This window comes from Pseudomonas sp. GM60 (assembly GCF_000282415.1).
In the GTDB taxonomy this organism is placed as follows: Bacteria; Pseudomonadota; Gammaproteobacteria; order Pseudomonadales; family Pseudomonadaceae; genus Aquipseudomonas; species Aquipseudomonas migulae.
Map to the genome: position 1 here is coordinate 1 of NZ_AKJI01000010.1, position 20,096 is coordinate 20,096.

Annotated in this window: 8 protein-coding genes and 1 pseudogene; 6 read left to right on the forward strand and 3 right to left on the reverse strand. The window is 59.9% G+C overall.

Translation table 11 applies throughout. The features are described from left to right. The first annotated feature begins 113 nt into the window (after positions 1-113). Positions 114-710 carry an eCIS core domain-containing protein gene (locus PMI32_RS27130; protein ID WP_008024520.1) on the forward strand — a complete coding sequence of 199 codons (597 nt, stop codon included), beginning with the start codon at positions 114-116 and terminating at the stop codon, positions 708-710. 107 nt (positions 711-817) lie between these two features. Continuing rightward, on the forward strand, positions 818-1,744 hold the full coding sequence (locus PMI32_RS27125; protein WP_008024522.1) for a Gfo/Idh/MocA family protein: 927 nt from the start codon (positions 818-820) through the stop codon (positions 1,742-1,744). A gap of 39 nt (positions 1,745-1,783) precedes the next feature. Here the strand turns inward: PMI32_RS27125 and PMI32_RS27120 are convergent, their stop codons facing one another. From PMI32_RS27120 to PMI32_RS27110, 3 genes are read right to left on the reverse strand one after another with little or no spacing between them, the layout of a single operon-like run. Next, positions 1,784-3,112, reverse strand: a complete 1,329-nt coding sequence (locus PMI32_RS27120; RefSeq protein WP_008024524.1) for a TolC family outer membrane protein — start codon at positions 3,110-3,112, stop codon at positions 1,784-1,786. Between the two features lies 1 nt (position 3,113). After that, positions 3,114-4,454 carry an HlyD family type I secretion periplasmic adaptor subunit gene (locus tag PMI32_RS27115; protein WP_008024526.1) on the reverse strand — a complete coding sequence of 447 codons (1,341 nt, stop codon included), beginning with the start codon at positions 4,452-4,454 and terminating at the stop codon, positions 3,114-3,116. A 6-nt stretch (positions 4,455-4,460) separates the two neighbouring features. Continuing rightward, positions 4,461-6,197, reverse strand: a complete 1,737-nt coding sequence (locus tag PMI32_RS27110; RefSeq protein WP_008024527.1) for a type I secretion system permease/ATPase — start codon at positions 6,195-6,197, stop codon at positions 4,461-4,463. Between the two features lie 686 nt (positions 6,198-6,883). Between PMI32_RS27110 and PMI32_RS27105 the strand changes: the two genes are divergently transcribed. From PMI32_RS27105 to PMI32_RS0128605, 4 genes and pseudogenes are all read left to right on the forward strand, one after another. Further along, complete coding sequence (locus PMI32_RS27105; RefSeq protein ID WP_008024529.1) at positions 6,884-17,716, forward strand: peroxidase family protein; 10,833 nt, start codon at positions 6,884-6,886, stop codon at positions 17,714-17,716. A 622-nt stretch (positions 17,717-18,338) separates the two neighbouring features. Next, positions 18,339-18,719: an avidin-fold protein gene (locus tag PMI32_RS30520; protein WP_050550341.1), complete on the forward strand. Its 381-nt coding sequence runs from the start codon at positions 18,339-18,341 to the stop codon at positions 18,717-18,719. Between the two features lie 223 nt (positions 18,720-18,942). After that, positions 18,943-19,512, forward strand: a complete 570-nt coding sequence (locus PMI32_RS27100; protein WP_008024532.1) for a lipid-binding SYLF domain-containing protein — start codon at positions 18,943-18,945, stop codon at positions 19,510-19,512. Positions 19,513-19,585: 73 nt separating this feature from the next. Next, positions 19,586-20,017, forward strand: a pseudogene (locus PMI32_RS0128605) (tyrosine-type recombinase/integrase); the annotation flags it as partial. Positions 20,018-20,096 lie beyond the last annotated feature (79 nt).

The window sequence follows — 20,096 nt, forward strand, 5'->3', positions numbered from 1 at the left end:
TGTTTTGCCCGCAGGAAAGTGGTGCAAAGAAATTTAGGGATACGCAAAAGCTTTGCAGGTTATCGATCAGTTATGGCCCACTGTTCGCGCTGCTTCCGTCCCTGGAGGTCACAATGCCGCCCATCATCACGCGCCTGGTGGCGCTGTTTGTTCTTTGTCTGACGCTTGAAGTGCCAGCCCAGCCCAGCGCCTGCCCGGCTGGCGAGAAACAAGTTTGCCTGGACGGCTGCATCTGCCTGCCAGACCTGGGGCAGGTGCTCGGCCCCGTGCCTGATGGTGTCTACCAGATCGCCGTACCTGCTCTGGCGCTGTGGCTGACCCAAGCCCACGCCGAAGTAGTCAACACCAGCATCCAACCCATCCCACCGCACATCCGCGAGCAACTGCTGCGCTGGTACGCCCCCGGTGTCCTCGATGCCGCGGGCTATAAAGTCAGCGACAACGGTCAGTTCAGTGCCGCCACTGCCATGCTGCAAAACCCCGATGTCGGAGCCGTGACGCTGATCGACATCATTCTCTTCCGGGACGCTCAAACCGCAGAACAGGATGTCGCGCTCTGGGCTCACGAACTCAAGCATGTGCAGCAGTTTCAGGAGTGGGGAGTCGATGGATTTGCCCAGCGGTATACACAGGATTTCAATGCGGTGGAGGCGCCGGCTTATGCCATACAGGCCGAGGTCAGGCGGTTTGTGCGGGGAGGGGCTGACTGAAAGGTAGCGTTCACGAAACGTCAGCACGTCATCAATGACTTCCCCGCTATACAAACGTAGTCTTGTCGATGCGCTTCCCAAGACAAGAAAAAAAACAGGAGTCATTAATGCAACCGATCCGTCTCGGTCTGGTGGGCTACGGCAAGATTGCCCAGGATCAACACGTTCCAGCGATCAACGCCAACCCCGCGTTCCAGTTGGTCGCTGTCGCAACGCAAGGGCAGCCCTGCGCCGGGGTAGAGAACTTTCAGTCCCTGGGCGAGCTGCTCGAAAACGGTCCGCCTGTGGATGCGATTGCGTTTTGCACACCGCCGCAAGGACGATTCGCACTGGTGCAACAAGCGCTGGCCGCAGGCAAGCACGTACTGGTCGAAAAACCTCCGTGCACCACGTTGGGCGAAGCGATGGCGTTGGTGAATCAGGTTGCAGAGCAAGGCGTCAGCGGACTGTTCGCCTGGCATTCACGCTACGCGCCCGGTATTGAAGCGGCTCGCGACTGGCTGGCCACCCGCACCCTGCAAAGCGTACAGATTGACTGGAAGGAAGACGTGCGCAAGTGGCACCCCGGCCAGGCGTGGATCTGGCAACCCGGCGGCCTGGGCGTCTTCGATCCCGGCATCAATGCCTTGTCGATTGCAACTCATCTGCTGCCACTGTCGCTGTTTGTCGAGTCCGCCGAACTGCGCGTCCCCGACAACTGCCAGTCGCCTATCGCCGCGTCCATCAAAATGTCCGACGCGCGCCACCTCGATGTTCGTGCGGAGTTCGATTTCGACCACGGCCATGATGAGCTCTGGAGCATCGAGATTCGCTGCGCCGAAGGCATCCTGCGACTGGACAACGGCGGTGCGCTCTTGAGTATCGATGGAGTGCGTCAGGCCGTATCGGAGGAGGGTGAGTACGCGGCGGTGTATCGACATTTTCAACAGCTGATTGGTGACAAGGCCAGTGACCTGGATCTCCAGCCGCTGCGACTGGTCGCCGATAGTTTTTTTGTCGGCAGCCGGGCGTTGGTTGAGCCGTTCTACGATTAGCGACTGCTCAGGAATGACGCTGTTCACCTGAACACCAATTCAATTGGTGACCAACAGCTCCGGGCCGAGGTAGTCGTTGATGTGGTCGATGTCGTCGTCGCCCAGGCTGCCCACCGAAGAGGCCAGGCGCAGGCGCGACATCAAGTAACGCAGCTTCGCCTCGAACAGGTCGTGGCGCGCAACGAAGAGCAGTTCTTCGGCATTGAGGACGTCCGAGTTGGTGCTGGTGCCTCCTTCCTTGAAACCCTTGCGTGTGGACAGCAGTGAGCGTTCGTTGGACTCTACGGCCCGCTCCAGGGCGTGAATGCGTTTGGCGCCGCTCTGTACGCCGGCGTACTCGCGGGTCGTTCCGGAGATGACTTCCTGTCGCGTGGCGTCGAGTTCGTCCAGAGCCTTGGAGCTATTGGAACTGGCCTGGCGTGCCAGCGCGCTGGTGCCGCCACCGTTGTACAGCGGGAAGTTGACTTCCAGCCCGATTGAGCCGTAGCGGTTGCGTTGATTCAGCTCGGAGATGGATTGGCTATCGCCCGCGGTGTAGCCGGCTACGAAATCCAGTGTCGGCCAGTGGCCCGCCTTGACGCGCTTCACTTCTTCTTCAGCAAGGTCGCTGCTATGACGGCGCGCATGGATCAGCGGGCTGTCGGTCTGAGCCTTGACCAACCAGTCCTGCAGGTTGCTCGGCAGCAGCGGTGGCGTATCGAAAGTCGGACGCAAGGTGGTCAACGATTCGGGGGTTTCTCCGATGTACTCCTCAAGCTTGCGGCGCGCATTGATCAGGTTGTCCTGCGCTTCGATCAGCTCGGCATCGGCGAGGTCGCGGCGAGCGATCGACTCGTCGATGTCGGTGACGGTGCCGGCCCCCAGCTCCATGCGCCGTTTCGCCGAAGCGAGTTGCTCCTCGAAGGCGTTCAGCTTGGACTTGGCGAGGACGATGGTTTCGCTGGCCAACAGCACGTCGAAATAGCTTTCGGCGAGACGCACCGCGGCATCCTGACTCTTGGCATCGAACACCGCGACGCTGTAGTCGGCACGCTGTTTACCCTGGCGGTACTCGGCCATTTTCTGTTTGTTGAACAGCGGCTGGCGCAAGCGCACGTTGGCGCCCTTGGAGTCGTAGTCGAGATCCCTCTCGATGCCGCTCTGGCGCTGGGTGCCATTGACCTTGTTGTCGTAGGCCGAGGCGCTGATCTGCGGCAGCAGACCGGCTTGGCCGATGGCGCGGTTTTCCAGGCCGGCCTCCTTTTCATGTACAGCGGCGCGATAGATGGGACCTTGGTACTGCAACAGATCCCACGCTTGTTTGAGGTCAATGGCGCTGGCAGGCAGAGACAGCGATAGCAGGCAGGCGAACAGGCAATGACGGTCCATTTCATTGTTCCTTGAAAGAGCTGTCAACACGGTCGAGCATTGGTTTCAGAAGATAGCTCATCATGTTGCGCTCGCCAGTTTTTATGGTGACGCTGGCGGGCATGCCGGGACGAATGTGATTGCTGCCAAGCAGGTTCATGCCATCGGGTGTGACTTCTACCTGAGCCAGATAGAAGGGTTGCTTGCTTTCCTCGTCCATCAGGCGGTCGGCGGAAACGGTCTTCACGCGGCCGGGGATGTTGGGCGTCTGGGCATGGTTGAAGGCCGGGAAGGCAATGTCCACGGCGAGGCCGGGGACCATCTTGTCGATGGCCTGCACGGGAATCATTGCGTCGACCTGCAGCGGCTCGTTGTCCGGAACGATTTCCATGATCTTGAAGCCGGGCTGGATGATCCCGCCGACAGTCGCAATGCTCAGGGACTGGACCATGCCATCGATGGGCGATCGAATCACCGTGTGGGTCACTTCATAGTCCAGCGCACGCAAGCGGTCGGCCAGGGTGGTGTTTTCCTTGGCGGTGTCGGTGAGCTGCGATTCGACTTCCTTCAAGTAATCGTGCTGGCGCTGCAGGATGCGCAGCTTGATTTCGGTGGTCTGGCTACGCACGCGAGCGATGTTGTTGAGGTTCTCGGCCTGGCCCGCGGAGAGGTCGGCATTGCTGCGCTCCAGCTCCAGCAGGCGGTTGCGCGGCACATAGCCTTCGGCTGCCAGCACGCGGGTGCCTTTCAGTTCCTGGTTGAGGAAGTTGATCTGCGAGGCGCGGGCGCCATAGACCTGTTGCAGGCCCTTGAGCTGCACCGCCGACGCCGCGAGGTTTTCCTGCAGGATGCTGATTTCGCCAGCGAGGCCGGCGCGCCGGGTGTCCAGCAGGCGTTGCTGCAGATCCATGGCAGCCAGCAGGCGGTGGTCATTCCCGAAGCGCTTGAACAGTTCGGGATCGAAGTTCACTACGTCGCGGTTGTCACGTTCCGCTTCCAGGCGGTTTTCCACGGTCTTGCTGACGATGTACTGGGCGCTGACCGCACCCTGTTCGGCAAGGGCGCGCAGCGAATCGAGGCGGACCACCTCCTGGCCTTTTTTCACGGAATCGCCTTCGCGGACAAGAATGGCCTCCACGGTGCCGCCGCTCAGATGCTGCACGGCTTTGCGATTGCTGGTGACTTTTACCGTGCCTGTCGCTACCACGCCGGCATCCAGCGGCGCCAGCCACGACCACAGGAGGAAGCCTCCGAAGCCGGCGAGCACTAGCCACAGGCCCCTGCGCACAGGTTTGGCGACGTCCAGATCTACATCGTTCCTGGGATCGACGTGAATCATCTCGGTGTGTTGGCTCATTTGCATGATCGGTCACTCCCGCGTTTTGACGGAGGCCAGCGGAGTCGACGCGCCTGCAGGCATCACACTCGCCTTGCGCAGCGCTGCGAATACTTCGTCGCGAGTGCCGAGCATCTGCACGCCGCCGTCACGCAGCATCAGCACCTTGTCGACGGCGCAGAGCACATTGGGGCGGTGGGAAATCAGAATGACGGTGGCGCCACGGTCTTTGAGTTGGGCCAGCGCATCGACCAACGCCTTTTCACCGACGTCGTCGAGGTTGGCGTTCGGCTCATCGAGCACAATCAGATTGGGGTCTCCATACAGCGCGCGAGCCAAGGCGATGCGTTGCTTCTGGCCACCGGAAAGCGGGCTGCCATCGGTGCCCAGGCGGGTCTCATAACCTTGCGCAAAACGCAGGATCATCTCGTGCACGCCCGTCGTTCTGGCGGCGCGGATGACCGCGTCGCTGTCCACTTCGCCAAAGCGTGCAATGTTATCGGCGATGGTGCCTTCGAACAGCTCCACGTCCTGTGGCAGGTAACCGAGCCAGGGGCCGAGTTCGCCTTTGTTCCAGGTGAATATGTCCGCGCCGTCGAGGCGCACCTTGCCGGCCTGTGCCGGCCAGACGCCGACCAACAGGCGGGCCAGGGTGGATTTGCCCGAGGCGGATGGGCCGATAATGCCAAGGCTTTCGCCAGGGGAAAGGTTGAAGCTCACCCCGCGCAGAATCGTGTTGTTGGTACCGGGGGAGCCGGCGTACACATTCTCCACTGCCAGCATGCCCAGCGGGCGTTGCAGCGACATGCTCGGTGGCCGGCGCGGAAAGTCGTTGAGCATTTCATTCAACCGGCCCCAGGCCGAGCGGCAGCCAAGCAGTTGCTTCCACGACGCGATGACTTGTTCCACCGGGCCCAACGCGCGGCCGGTAAGGATCGAGCAGGCAATCATCATCCCGGGGGTGATCTTGCCTTCGATCGCCAGCAGCGCACCGGCGCCGAGGATCAGCGATTGCAAGGTGATACGCACAAAGCGCCCGGTGCTGCTGATCAGGGCGGCACGGTCTGAGGCCAGGGTCTGCATTTCCAGAATGCGCAAATGGCTTTGGTACCAGCGCTTGCCGATCGACGGCAACATGCCCATGGCCTCAATGACCTCGGCGTTGCGCAGGTTGTTGTTGGCGTAGGTGGCGGAGGAGAGGGCGGCCTGATTGGCTTCGGCCAGCGGCTTTTGCGTCGCCTTCTCGGTGAGGTAAGCCAGGCCCATCAGAATCAGCGAGCCGATGAGCGTGACCAGTCCGAGCAGCGGGTGGATCAGGTAGGCGACCAGCAGGTAGATCGGCGTCCATGGCGCATCAAAGAACGCGAACAGGCTGTTGCCGGTGAGGAACTGACGCACCTGCGCGAGATCCTGCAGGGCCTGGGCCGGATTGCCTCCGGCGCGGTTCAGGTTGCGCTCGAATGCGGCGGTGAAAATGCGTCGATTGAGGTCCATGTCGAGGCAGTTGCCGACCCGGATCAGCACACGGGTGCGGAACATTTCAAGCGTGGACATCAGCAAGAACAGGCCTATCACCAGAACGGTCAGCATCGTCAACGTTGTGACGTTGCGACTGACCAAGGCTCGATCATAGACCTGCAACATGTAAACGGCTGGCGTCAACATCATGACGTTGATGACGCCGCTGAAACCCGCCAGGGAGTAAAAACTACGACGAAGTCGGAAGAGTGCGTCGGCCAGTTCGGATCGAGAGTTCGACTGCTTGTGCATTTGGCTGACCCCCTCTTCAAAAAGCCGTTTGCCCTTGCGGAGCAGCAGCTAACAGATTTAGTCCCGTGGGTAGCCGTCGATACGCAGGTTCGCTCTCGGGCGAATCTCGTGCAAATTTCTGCGTTGCTCCCGTAGCAAGCAGCGTAGGTCGCGGCGAAACAATCTGAAATAACATTTCGCTCTAATGGTGCGTCAATCTTTCTATAAGTCCATTAAAAACAGCGAGTTGAGAGGCGTAGCACCGGTCGTCCGGTTTGTCCGTCGTAAAATTGACAATTTTTTGCTATCCAACTTTAGTCTTACTCATTGACGACAACCGTCCGCCTGAAGTCTGTCAACTCTTTGGCAGCGAAAAGCGCGGTGGTTCTCCGAAGGAGCACAGCATGTCGATCACTTCGTTCTACTGCAGAGGGAAGGGGCTGTTCAGCAAGTTCGCCTTGACCTCAAGTTTCCATGGCCCGCCTAGGGCCCGGGTTCGCTCTGCCTGATCGCTTAGCGAGCCATTCTTTCGCGAGTTCCGCGAATTCCAGGCGCGCATACCGGGGGCCGTACTAACGGCTTTGCCTTCCCGTGTCAGCTCTCGCCAAAAAAATGAACCTACACACTGCGCAAGCCAGCACCTGACTGGGCGCGGGAGGATTCTTTTCGTCCCGTGCCCTTCACTAAAGAAATCGAGGGCAAGCAAAATGGCCAATTTCAACAAGTCCGACCTGGAGTTCATCCTCAAACAGATTTTCATCGCAGAAGCACATGCCGACGGCGCCAGCCTCAGTGATTTGCTACCCAACAGTCAGGTGCCTTTCGGCCTGCGCACCGTCGATGGCAGCTACAACAACCTGGTGACCGGGCAAAGTGAGTTTGGCGCTGCGGACAATGCCTTCCCGCGCCTGCTGGACCCCTCGTTTCTGGCGTCATACTCCGGGACAGGGGATGTGATCGACCCACAACCACGGATTATCAGTAACCTGATCGTTGATCAGACCGCCAACAACCCGGCTGCGGTTGCGGCGAACGGTGGTGCCGACCCGGTCATCAGCCCAGGTCCCGATGGTGTCTTCGGCACGGATGACGACAAGCAAGTGTTCTTCATCCCCAACCAGTCGGCGGACGCCGGTCTGACTGCGGGCTTCAACTCGTGGATGACTTTCTTCGGCCAGTTCTTCGACCACGGCCTCGACCTGGTCACCAAGAGCGCTACCGATTTTGTGTTTATTCCGTTGCAGCCGGACGATCCGTTGTTCGTGCCGGGCAGTCCGACCAACTTCATGGTGCTGCCACGGGCCGTGCGTACGGCCGGCGCGGACGGAATTGTTGGCACGACGGACGATGGGCAGCTCAACACCACCTCGCCGTTCGTAGACCAAAGCCAGACTTACAGCTCGCACCCCTCGCATCAGGTATTTCTGCGCGAGTACGTAATCAACGCGGCAGGTGACCCTGTTGCAACCGGGCGCTTGATTACCAATCGCGATCTGGGCGCCGATGGCGAGTTCGGCACTGCCGATGATGGCGGCGCCGAAAATGGCGGCATGGCGACCTGGGCAGTGGTCAAGGCTCAGGCCCGTGACATTCTCGGCATCAACCTGACCGACGCCGATGTGCACAACGTGCCGCTGCTGGCGACCGACGCGTATGGCAACTTCATCCGTGGCCCGGGCGGTATGCCGCAGGTGGTGATGCGCATCAGCAACGGCACAGACGGTATCGCCGGTACGGCGGATGACATCACGCAACTGGTCGAAGGCAACCGGGATGCTCCGATCAGTCTGGCCAACGCCGTGAGCACCGGGCATGGCTTCCTCGACGACATCGCGCACAATGCCGCGCCGGTGCTCCTCGGCGGGGTTTTGCAGGCGGATGGTGACACCGAAATCGGCAATGCGCAGCCAGTGGGCGCGGGCGGCAACAACCTGACCTACGACAACGAACTGCTCGACGCTCACTACATTGCCGGCGATGGCCGGGCGAACGAAAACATCGGCCTGACCACTGTGCACCATGTGTTCCACTCCGAACACAACCGCCTGGTCCAGCAGTCCAAGGAAACCATCCTGGCCTCTGGCGATCTGGCGTTTCTCAATGAGTGGCTGGCAGACGACGTCGCGGCAATTCCGACGACTCCCGCCGAAATCGCAGGATTGGTGTGGGATGGCGAACGGCTGTTCCAGGCCGCCAAGTTCGGCACCGAGATGCAGTATCAGCACCTGGTGTTCGAGGAATTTGCGCGGACCGTTCAGCCGCAGGTCGACGAATTCCTTGCCCCCAACGGCTATGACACCTCAATCAACCCGGCCATCCTCGCCGAGTTCGCCCATGTGGTGTATCGCTTCGGTCACTCGATGTTGACCGAGACTGTCGATCGCTTCGACCCCGAGTTCAATCCGGTCCTCTCTGACCCGAACAACCCTGACGCGCAGCTCGGTCTGATCGCAGCCTTCCTCAACCCTCTGGCATTCGCCGGCAGCGGGGCTACCGCTGACGAAGCGGCAGGGGCGATCATTCGCGGTGTGACCCGTCAGCTCGGCAACGAGATCGACGAGTTCGTCACCGAAGCGTTGCGCAACAATCTGCTGGGTCTGCCCCTCGATTTGCCGGCCCTGAACCTGGCGCGTGGTCGCGACACTGGCATCCCTACGTTGAATGAGGCGCGGCGTGAGTTTTACCAGGCAACCGGCGACAGCCAACTCAAGCCGTACATCAGTTGGGCTGACTTGGCGGAAAACCTCAAACACCCCGAATCCTTGGTCAACTTCATCGCGGCCTTCGGTACTCACGGTGCATTGACTGCGGCCGATGTGGATACGCTGGTCGAGATGCGTGCGGTCGCTGCTGCCCTGGTGTTTGGCGGCAGCGCGGTGATCAACGCCGGCACTGCCGATGAGCGTACTTTTACCGCCACTGAAGAGGATCGCCTGGCATTTCTTAACAGTACGGGCATCTACGCCATGATCAATGGCGTCACCACCACCGGTGTCGACGACATCGACTTCTGGGTCGGCGGCCTTGCCGAAGAGAAGATGCCGTTCGGCGGTATGCTCGGCTCGACGTTCAACTTCGTGTTTGAAACCCAGATGGAGGCGTTGCAGAACGGCGACCGTTTCTACTACTTGTCGCGTACGGCGGGCCTGAACTTCGGCACCGAGCTTGAGAACAACTCCTTCGCCAAGTTGATCATGCTCAACACCGATGTCACCCACCTGTCGAACACCGTGTTCCTGACGCCGGCGTTCACCCTCGAAGTGACCCAGGCCAATCAGTTCACTGGCCTTGGCGTCGGCGGTCGTGCCGACCCGACGGGCGGCATCATGATCAACGGCGTGGAAGTCGTGCCGCTGGTGATCCGCGACAACCCCGACACCGTGGGCACGGACAGTAATTTTCTGCATTACACCGGTGAAGATCATGTTGTCCTCGGCGGCACCGCCGGCAATGACATCATCATCTCCGGTGAAGGTGATGACACCGTTTACGGCGACGGCGGCAACGATGTCCTCGAAGGCGGCGCCGGGAACGATGCGGTTCTGGGCGGCGCAGGCGATGACATCATCACCGACTCGTTCGGTGACAACCGCCTGGAAGGCAATGCCGGTAACGACGTGATCGTGGCCGGTAAAATGGGGGTTGCGGGCAACCTGATCCTTGGCGGCGATGGCCAGGACTTCATTATCACCACCGAAGACATCACCACGACCTTCGGCGGTCAGGGTGACGACTTCATTCTCGGCGCCAAGACCAACCTGCCACCGACCGGCAACGAAGGCGATGACTGGATCGAGAAGGGCACCCAGGACGGTGCGCCTGGCGATAACGCTGCGCCGTTGCTCACTGACGATACGATCGGCAACGACATCTTTGTCGGCGGTGGTGGCTTCGACGAAATGATCGGCGAGGGTGGCGATGACATCTTTGTCGGCAGCGATGCCCAGGACAAGATGGACGGCATGTCCGGGTTCGACTGGGTGACCTACAAAAATGACCAGGTCGGCGTGACCGTCGACCTGTCCCTGGCCGCGCTGGCACAGCCACACGGCAACGCGCCAAACCAGAACACCGGGGTGTTCAATCCGGTGGGCGCTTCGCCGGCCTCGATCCTTGACCGCTTCGCGGAAGTGGAAGGCTTGTCCGGTTCGAAGTTCGGCGACGTACTCAAAGGCGATGATGTTGATGCGGTCACTATCATCAACCACGGTGGTGCCACGGGCGGTGCACTGACCAATGTGGCGTTGATCCGTGGACTGGAGCAGTTCCTGTCCGATGCCGGCTTGCCGACCACCGGCTTTGCCACGGGCAACATCATCCTCGGTGGCAATGGCAGTGACCTGATCGAGGGTCGCGGCGGCGATGATCTGATCGATGGCGACAAATGGATCAACGTCAGAATCGCAGTTTATGCCCCCGGCGACGTCAACCATACCGGCCCCGAGATCGCCAGCTTCGACAGCATGGCTGATATGATCCCGTTCATGCTGGACCGCACGTATAACCCAGGGCAGCTCAAGGCCGTGCGGGAAATCCTGCCCGGCACCTCGACGGGCGGGGCGGCGTTCGACACCGCGATTTTCTCCGGGCTTCAGTCCGAGTACACGGTGATTCAGGACACCCGTGGCACGGCCAGCCTGGCGGACGATGTCTGGACGGTTACGGATACCGTTGCGGGTCGCGACGGCACCGATACCCTGCTGCATATCGAGCGCCTGCAATTCGCCGATACCCAGCGGGTGCTGGTACCGGGGCTGAACGCACAACCGGTTGGCAGGCCGACTGTCACGGATGGCAACGGCGGCGACATTACAGTGGGCGACACACTGACCGTGAGCATGCTCGGGGTGAGCGATGCCAACAACGTCACTGCGGGTAACCCGCAGGGTCTCGTCAACAATACTTCGGTGTCTTACTACTGGCAGTTCGAAGCCGACCCCGGCAGTGGCGTGTTCGAAGACATCATCCTGTTGCCTGCGGGTGACCTGGCGTTCCAGAGTGCCGATGGCACCGCGTTCAAGGTCTCGCCGGATCTTGCCGGGTTGTCACTGCGGGTCAAGGCGATCTACCAGGATGGCCATGGCACGACTGAAGTGGTGTTCTCGCAACCGACAAGTGTCGTGGTTCCCGGCGCACCGGTCGTGCCGACCGCACCGACACCGGTAGTCAATGCCACCGAGGGTGGCCCGGGCCTTAACATGGTCCGCTCCGACCTCAACTTCATCCTTGATCAGATCAAGATTGCCGAGGCTGAAGCGGGCGGTCAGGACATCCTCTCGTTGATCCCGAACATCCGCGCGCCGCTGGGCCTGCGTGCGGTCGATGGCTCGAACAACAACCTGATGAACCTCAATGGCATCAACAACACCGAGTTTGGTGCTGCGGATAACACCTTCCCGCGTTTGACCGATCCGGTCTTCAATCCGGCGGAAGGTGCACCTGCCGGGTTCTTCGGCCCTGGCTCGCCGGCCATTCCGGGATCGTCGTATCAGCAGACCAGCGGCAATGTGTTTGACTCGCAGCCGCGCACGATCAGCAATCTGATCGTCGACCAGACGTCGAACAACCCGGCGGCGTATGCCACGGCGTACGACGTGGGCGCGGACGGTGTGCTCAACTTCGGCACGCCGAATAACGACGACGTGCTCAAGGATGGTGTACGGATAGTCGCCAGCCCCGGCCTGGATGGTCAGTTCGGTACTGGCGACGACCACGATGTGTACATGTTCGAGAACACCGCTCCGGATGCCGGGTTGTCCGCGCCGTTCAACTCCTGGATGACCTTCTTCGGGCAGTTCTTCGATCACGGTCTGGACCTTGTGACCAAAGGCGGTTCGGGCACCATCTTCATTCCGCTGCAACCGGATGATCCGCTGTATGTGCCAGGCGGCAACGCTAACTTCATGGTGCTGACCCGCGCGACCAACCAGCCAGGCGCGGATGGTGTTCTCGGCACGGCCGATGACATCCATGAGCACTCCAACACCACCACGCCGTTCGTGGACCAAAACCAGACCTACAGCTCGCACCCATCGCATCAGGTGTTCCTGCGCGGGTATCTGCTGACCGATGACGGACCCATCGCGACGGGCAGGCTGATCACCAACCGTGACCTGGGGGCGGATGGCAAGTTTGGTACCTCAGACGACAGCGAAATCGGTGGCATGGCCACCTGGAAAGTGGTCAAGGCGCAAGCCAACGACATTCTGGGTATCCACCTGACCGATGCCGACGTCGATAACGCCCCGCTGTTGGCGACCGATGCCTATGGCAATTTCATCAAGGGGCCGAACGGCTTCCCGATGGTCGTGATGAAAGGCGTTGACGGTCTTGGCGGTACGACGGATGACGAGCTTGTCGAAGGTAATCCGCTTGCCCCTATTGACCTGACCAATGCTGTGCGTACCGGTCACCAGTTCCTCGTCGACATTGCCCACAATGCCGCGCCGGTGTTCATCGGTGGCGTGCTCGCGCCTGACGTGGGTACCGAGATTGGCAACGACGTGCCGGTCAATCCACAAACCGGGGCCAACCTGGCCTACGACAACGAGTTGCTGGATGCGCACTACATCGCTGGCGACGGCCGGGTCAACGAGAACATCGGCCTGACTGCCGTACATGCGATCTTCCACTCCGAGCACAATCGGCTGGTCGCGCAAACCAAAGACACCGTGCTCGACTCGGGTGACGTGGCTTTCCTGAACGAGTGGCTGCTCAATCCAGTGAGCGCGTTGCCGGTCAATCAGGCGGAGATCGATGCGTTGGTATGGAATGGCGAACGCCTGTTCCAGGCGGCCAAGTTCGGCACCGAGATGCAGTATCAGCATCTGGTGTTCGAGGAATTTGCCCGGACCATCCAGCCTAACGTCGATCTGTTTTTCGCACCGACCCAGGTCTATGACGTTGACCTCGATGCCTCGATCGTCGCCGAGTTCGCCCACACCGTGTACCGGTTTGGCCACTCGATGCTGACCGAGACCGTCGATCGCTTCGACGTCGATTTCAACGTGATCGGCGATCCGAACAGTGCTGATCCCGATCAGCAACTGGGCCTGATCGCGGCGTTCCTCAACCCGTTGGCGTACGCCGCCAGTGGCGTGACGCCTGAGGATGCGACCAGTGCGATCGTGCGTGGGATCACTCGGCAAGCCGGTAACGAAATCGACGAGTTCGTCACCGAGGCGCTGCGCAACAACCTGCTCGGGCTGCCGCTCGACCTGCCGGCGATCAACATCGCCCGTGGCCGCGACGTGGGGATTCCTTCACTCAACGCGATTCGCCGCGACATCTACAGCCAAACCGGTGACACCCAACTCAAGCCGTACACCAGCTGGGTCGACCTGGTGCAGCACCTTAAACATCCGGAGTCGTTGATCAACTTCATTGCAGCCTATGGCACCCATGAAACGATCACGGCGGCGACCACGCTGGAAGGCAAACGCGCTGCTGCCATGGCGCTGGTATTCGGTGGTCCGGATGCACCGACTGATCGCCTGGACTTCCTCAACGGCACCGGTGACTGGACCAACGTAACGCGGGCCGGCAAGGATGGCGTGCTGGGAACAGCCGACGATCTGAAGGGCGTGACTATCACGGGGGTCGATGCCATCGACTTGTGGATCGGCGGCCTGGCCGAAGCGAAAACGCCGTTCGGCGGCATGCTCGGCTCGACGTTCAACTTCGTGTTCGAGAACCAGCTGGAAAAACTGCAGGATGGCGACCGCTTCTACTACCTGGAACGTACCGCTGGCCTGTCGATGAATGCGGAGCTTGAAAGCAACTCGTTCGCCAAGCTGATCATGGCCAACACCTCGGCCACGCACTTGCCGGGCCTGGTGTTCTCGGACGTTGCGTTCTATCTGGAAAGGGATCAGAGCAAGCAATTCAACGATGGCCTGGGCAATGCCGATCCGCTTGGCGAAAACGGCGAGCAGGTGGTGTTCCGCGACAACCCGCTGACCGCAGGGCCGGACGCCAACTACATCAAATACACCGGTGCAGAGCACATCGTGATGGGCGGCACCAACAGCGCCGATATTCTCATCGCGAGTGAGGGGGATGACACGATCTGGGGCGACGGCGGCAACGATCGCATCGAAGGCGGTGACGGCAACGACCAACTGCGCGGTGGCTCCGGCGACGACATCATCACCGACAAGGGCGGCGACGATAACATCCAGGGTGGCGACGGCAACGACGTGCTGCACGGAGGTAACGGCGTCAACCTGATCATCGGCGGGTTCGGCAATGACTTCATCGTGACCGGTGAGGACGCCTCCGAAGCCATTGGTGGTCATGGCAACGACTTCATCCTGGGCAGCAAAGCCAACGAACAGGACATGGGTAACGAAGGCGACGACTGGATCGAGAAGGGCACTTCGGACGGTGCACCTGGCGACAACTTCGACCCGCTCGGCAACGACCCTATCGTCGGCCACGATGTGTTCATCGGCGGTAACGAGAACGATAAGTTCAACGGCGAAGGCGGCGATGACATCATGGTCGGCAGTCTCGGCTTCGGTGATCGCTATATCGGCGGCTCCGGCTTTGACTGGGCAACCTTCAAGGGGCTCGCACAGGGCGTGACCATCGATTTCACGGACCGTTTCTTCGATGTTCCTCCAGTACCGGGTTCAGGTGCTTCGGCGCTGGTGCGTTTCGACATCATGGAAGGTCTGTCGGGTTCGTCGCACGGTGACTTCCTGCGCGGTGATAACGAAGACGCCACATCGCTGCCTACTGCGGGTGCAACCGGCAGTGTGCTGACCCACATCGACCTGATCAACGGCCTGGCGGATCTGCTGCCAGCCGGAGCGACGTTCTTCGATGGCGGCAACATCATCCTCGGCGGTAGCGGCAGCGACCTGATCGAAGGTCGCGGCGGTGACGACATCATCGATGGTGACAAGTGGCTGAACGTACGCATCAGCGTACGGGCGAACATTGACGGCACTGGCGATGAAATCGCCACGTTCGACAGCATGGAGCCACTGGTGCCGTTTATGCTGAACGGCACGTACAACCCTGGCCAACTGGTCATCGTGCGGGAGATTCTGACCGGCACTGACAGCTTCGATACGGCGTTGTTCTCCGGTACTTTGGGGGAATACGGCATCGAGATCGATGGCGACACTGTCATCGTGACCGACTCGGTGCTTGGGCGTGATGGCGTCGATCGCCTGACGGGCATTGAGCGTCTGCAGTTCGCTGACGTTGCGATACCGTCCGGAGTCGGCACTGTGCAAAACAGCGACCCATCGGGTCACCTGGCAATCCTCGATGCAACTACCGGTGTGCGTGAAGATACGCCAGTCGCTGGTCAGTTGTTGCGCGTCAGTGGTTCGGCGGTACACGACGCGGACAACCAGAGTGCGACCAATCCGACCGGCGCGGTAACCGGTGGGGTGGCTTACTACTGGCAGGTCGAAACCATTCCCGGTTCGGGCGTCTATGAAGACATCACCTTTGTCGCCGCTGGCGAGGCAACGCGGGCGACTGGCTCCACCTTCCTGGTGGGGCCTGATGAGGCGGGTCTGAACATCCGCGTCCGGGCGGTGTACCAGGATGCCAAGGGCACGCTGGAGATCGTCGAATCGTCCGGCAACAGTGAACCGACCGAAGGGGCGACCGTTACCGGGCTTGCCGTGCAGAACCAGCTGTTGACCGCCGATACGTCGACCATCGTCGACGCCGATGGCCTGAGCAATCCGCAGTTCACCTACCAGTGGCAGGCGAACGACGGGCTTGGCTTCGTCAACATCGCCGGCGCTACCGGTAGCACGTTCGCGCTTGGCCAGGCTCAGGTCGGCCAGGAAGTGCGCGTGATGATCGGTTACGTCGATAACTTCGGTGTGGCTGAAAGCGTTGCGTCCAACATCCTGGGACCGGTGGACAACGTCAACGATGCACCGACAGGCGCGTTGCTGATCAGCGATACGACACCGGATCAAGGGCAAGTGCTGACGGCGCTGACTGCCGGGATTGCCGATGTGGACGGGCTGGGCACCTTCAGCTACCAATGGCAGCAAGGTATCGGTGCTTCCTTCTCCAACATCAACGGCGCGACGGCCTCGACCTTCACCCCGGGTGTGGCGCAGGGCAACCTGCAAATACGGGTGATCGTGCGCTACACCGACGGCTTCGGCACGCTGGAGACGTTGACTTCCGCGGCAACCGCAGCGGTTGCGGTGCTCAGTGGCGTAGTGCTGCAAGGTAACGCACAGGCGAACACCCTCACCGGCGGCGCCGGTAACGATGTGCTGCTTGGCCTGGGCGGGAGCGATACGCTGAATGGCCTGGCCGGTCTCGACCAGCTGTTTGGCGGCACTGGCAACGACACCCTCAACGGTGGAGACGACAACGACATCCTCAATGGCGAGGACGGTAACGACACCCTCAACGGCGGGCTTGGCGCGGATGCCATGAACGGCGGTGCCGGCAACGACACCTATGTGGTCGACAACGTCGGTGACCTTATCACCGAGGCGGTGGGTGGCGGTACCGATCTGGTGCAAACCGCCTTCGCGAGCTACCTGCTCGATGCCAACGTCGAGAACCTGACCTATACCGGTGCCGGTAACTTCACAGGTACCGGTAACGCACTGGCCAACACCATCACCGGCGGGGTGGGTAACGACCTCCTCGATGGCGGTGCGGGTGCTGACCGGATGGTCGGGAGCGCGGGCAACGATACCTACATCGTCGATGCAGCCACAGACGTGGTGGTCGAGGTTGCGGGTGGCGGTACGGACACTGTGCAGACGTCGTTGGCCAGCTACACGCTGGGTGGTAATGTCGAGAACCTGACCTACACCGGGGTCGGCAACTTCGCCGGCAGCGGCAACGGGTTGAACAACATCATCACCGCCGGGGTGGGCAACGACACCCTCAATGGTGGCGGCGGCAACGACATACTCAACGGCAACAGCGGCAACGACACACTGAACGGCGACGCCGGTAACGACCAGCTGTTCGGTGGCATTGGCACCGATACACTAAACGGCGGCACTGGCGATGACAGCCTCGACGGTGGTGATGGGGCAGATGTTCTGGACGGTGGAAGCGGCAACGACACGCTGCTCGGCGGGCTGGGTAATGACAGTCTGGATGGCGGCGCGGGCACCGATCTGCTCCAGGGGGGCGATGGCAACGACACGCTGCTCGGTGGCGCCGCCAACGACACCTTGTTGGGTGGTATCGGCGATGACTTTATCGATGGCGGCACTGGCAACGATACGGTCACAGGCGGTGCCGGCAACGACATGATGGTTGCCAGCAGTGGCAACGATATCTTCATGTTCTCAGCGGGCTTCGGGGTCGATCAGATCATCGGCTTCGATGCCAACGCGGGAGGAGGTGGGCAGGACCGCCTCGATATCTCCGCGATGAACATCACGGCTGCGACCTTTGCGGGCAGCGTCACCATCGCCGATGTCGGTGCGGATACCCTGGTCAGCTTCGCTGGTGCTGACTCCATCCGCCTGGTCGGTGTGGCCGATGCGACAACCGTCACTGCCACGGACTTCATTCTCACCACTTGAGGTACTGATCAGCACGTTTGAAAAAAAACGTGGAAAGCGGAAGGGAGGGCAGCGATGCCCTCCCTTTTTTTATGAGAAGCGCCTGGCCGTTTGTTCAACTGGCAATGCGTGAACCAACCTGGCAGGGCGGTCTGTCAGACAGTGGGAAACACTCGATCAACAAATGACCTGGGAATGGGGAATGGGGAGTGGGGAATCAGGCTTGAACATTTCAGCGAACTGCGCGATGGGCAGCCTGTTGGTTTCGCTTGCCGCTTCTGCAATCGGGGGTATCCCGACTTCAACCGGGACTTCACCCGATCCGCAACACAAACAACGCTTAACTGCTGAACCAGCTGAACAGACTCCAGAATGCCCCTATGGCAAAGATGAGAAGCATGAGTGCCAACGTGCGGACTAGTGGCTCACTTCGCATGAAGGTAACTCCTCAGAAGGGTTGTGCAGCACAGGTGGAAATCTGTTATCCCGCGATAACAACTTCAAACTTTCAATTAATGCGCTAGTGAACGTACAGCATTCTCTATGCCAGAAAATTGAACAGCTGATCATTCCCGGCTGGCGGCGCAACTTGATCCCCTGGCCAATGAAAGTTGACACAGGAATCGGGTAATACAGCCCGTTTATGGGGGATTTTTCTCATCGTGGGGGGGATATTGCGGGGGAGCTTTGTTTGAACAATCGCCGATTTACGGTAGCGGACAACACCCAAGGGCTATCCGGTGCAGGCACAGTATTTCATTACCATGTCGAGGAAGATGCCATTTGGAGCACTTACCAAGGCGGCCGGATCCGTACGGGTAATCAAGTCGGGCGCGTGACGGGCCCCGATACCATTGAGCTTCTTTTTCAGTGTTTGACTACGGACGGTGAGATTCTGGCCGGCTGGTCTCGTGGCACGGTAGGCGTTGATCACGCAGGGCGTCCCACTTTGGCCTTCGTATGGGGTTGGTTGTCGGGCGCGACTGGCGGTGGGGAGTCCAGCTATGTCGAGCTTGTCGCGTAGCGGTTAGAAGAGTTTCTAAAGCGTGCCGAGCTTCATCAAACGATTTGAACGGTTTGTCAGGCGTACAAGGCATACCCTGCCGCGATGAGCAGCGGATAGCATTTGACCAACTGCTTATTAGGATTAAAGTCTAAGGGAAAGATCGACCCCGTCAGTCTTTGATCCGCAACGGCTATCGCCACGCAGGTTCCTCAATGGCAGGTACAGAAAAGGAGTATTGCTCATGATCAAATACCTTCGAATGATGGCAATGATTTCAATCCTCGCGATCACGGCGGGCTGCCAAATGGGTCAATCAACTTCCGCCTCTGATGCGATGGCTGCTAACGCGGAAATGGACCGCGAGGCGAAAGCGGCGTTACAGAGTTTGTATACCAAAACGCCGCAAGCGCGCGCCCTCGCGCAGCGAGCCAAGGGTATCCTCGTTTTCCCTGATGTGCTGAAAGCGGGCCTCATCGCCGGCGCACACCATGGCGAAGGCGAATTGATTGAGAACGGAAAAGTGACGGGATACTACGCGACCACAGCAGCCTCATACGGCCTTCAGGCGGGCGTGCAGCGGTTTGGATACGTGATGTTTTTCATGACCTATTCAGCGATGAATGATCTGAAAAATGTTAATGGATTTGAGGTCGGCGTGGGCCCAAGCATCGTGGTCGTAGATTCAGGCATGGCCAAATCGATAACTACCTCAACGGCTCAATCCGATGTCTATGCGTTCATCTTTGATCAAAAGGGCTTAATGGCCGGGCTGGGATTGCAGGGTTCAAAAATTACCAGGCTCAATCGCTGAGGCCGTCTGCATGTCGCTTACACAGAATTTAGTTGTGTTGCATGGACCGGCTGAATTCACAATCCCTGGCTGCCTGCGAGTACGTGACATTGCGCATGGGGAGCATGTTTCGTCACGGGCCATCGTGATGCAGCAGAAAACTCAGCATCCAGTGCAGTTTGCAATTACTGAGCAAACACGAACAATTCTGGAGGCTTGGATGCGTCAGGCGCATCTTCGCAGTGAGGACTTTCTGTTCCCGACGCGTTTGCACGGATCAGATCATCTTTCTACCAGGCAATACACTCGAATAGTCAAAGCATGGGTAACAGCCATTGGACTTGACCCGACGATGTACGGTACCCACACGCTACGGCGAACCAAGGCTTCGTTGATCTATCGCAGGACCAAGAACTTGAGGGCAGTCCAACTCTTGCTTGGTCATACGAAGCTCGAAAGCACTGTCAGGTACTTGGGCATCGAGGTAGACGATGCTCTAGAAATGGCAGAGCAGACAGAAGTCTAATCATCCACTGCGACGGTCGAGCCCAGACCGTCGCTTTCCGACCCATAGCTGACGCTACGGATTGCAGGCGGGGGGATAG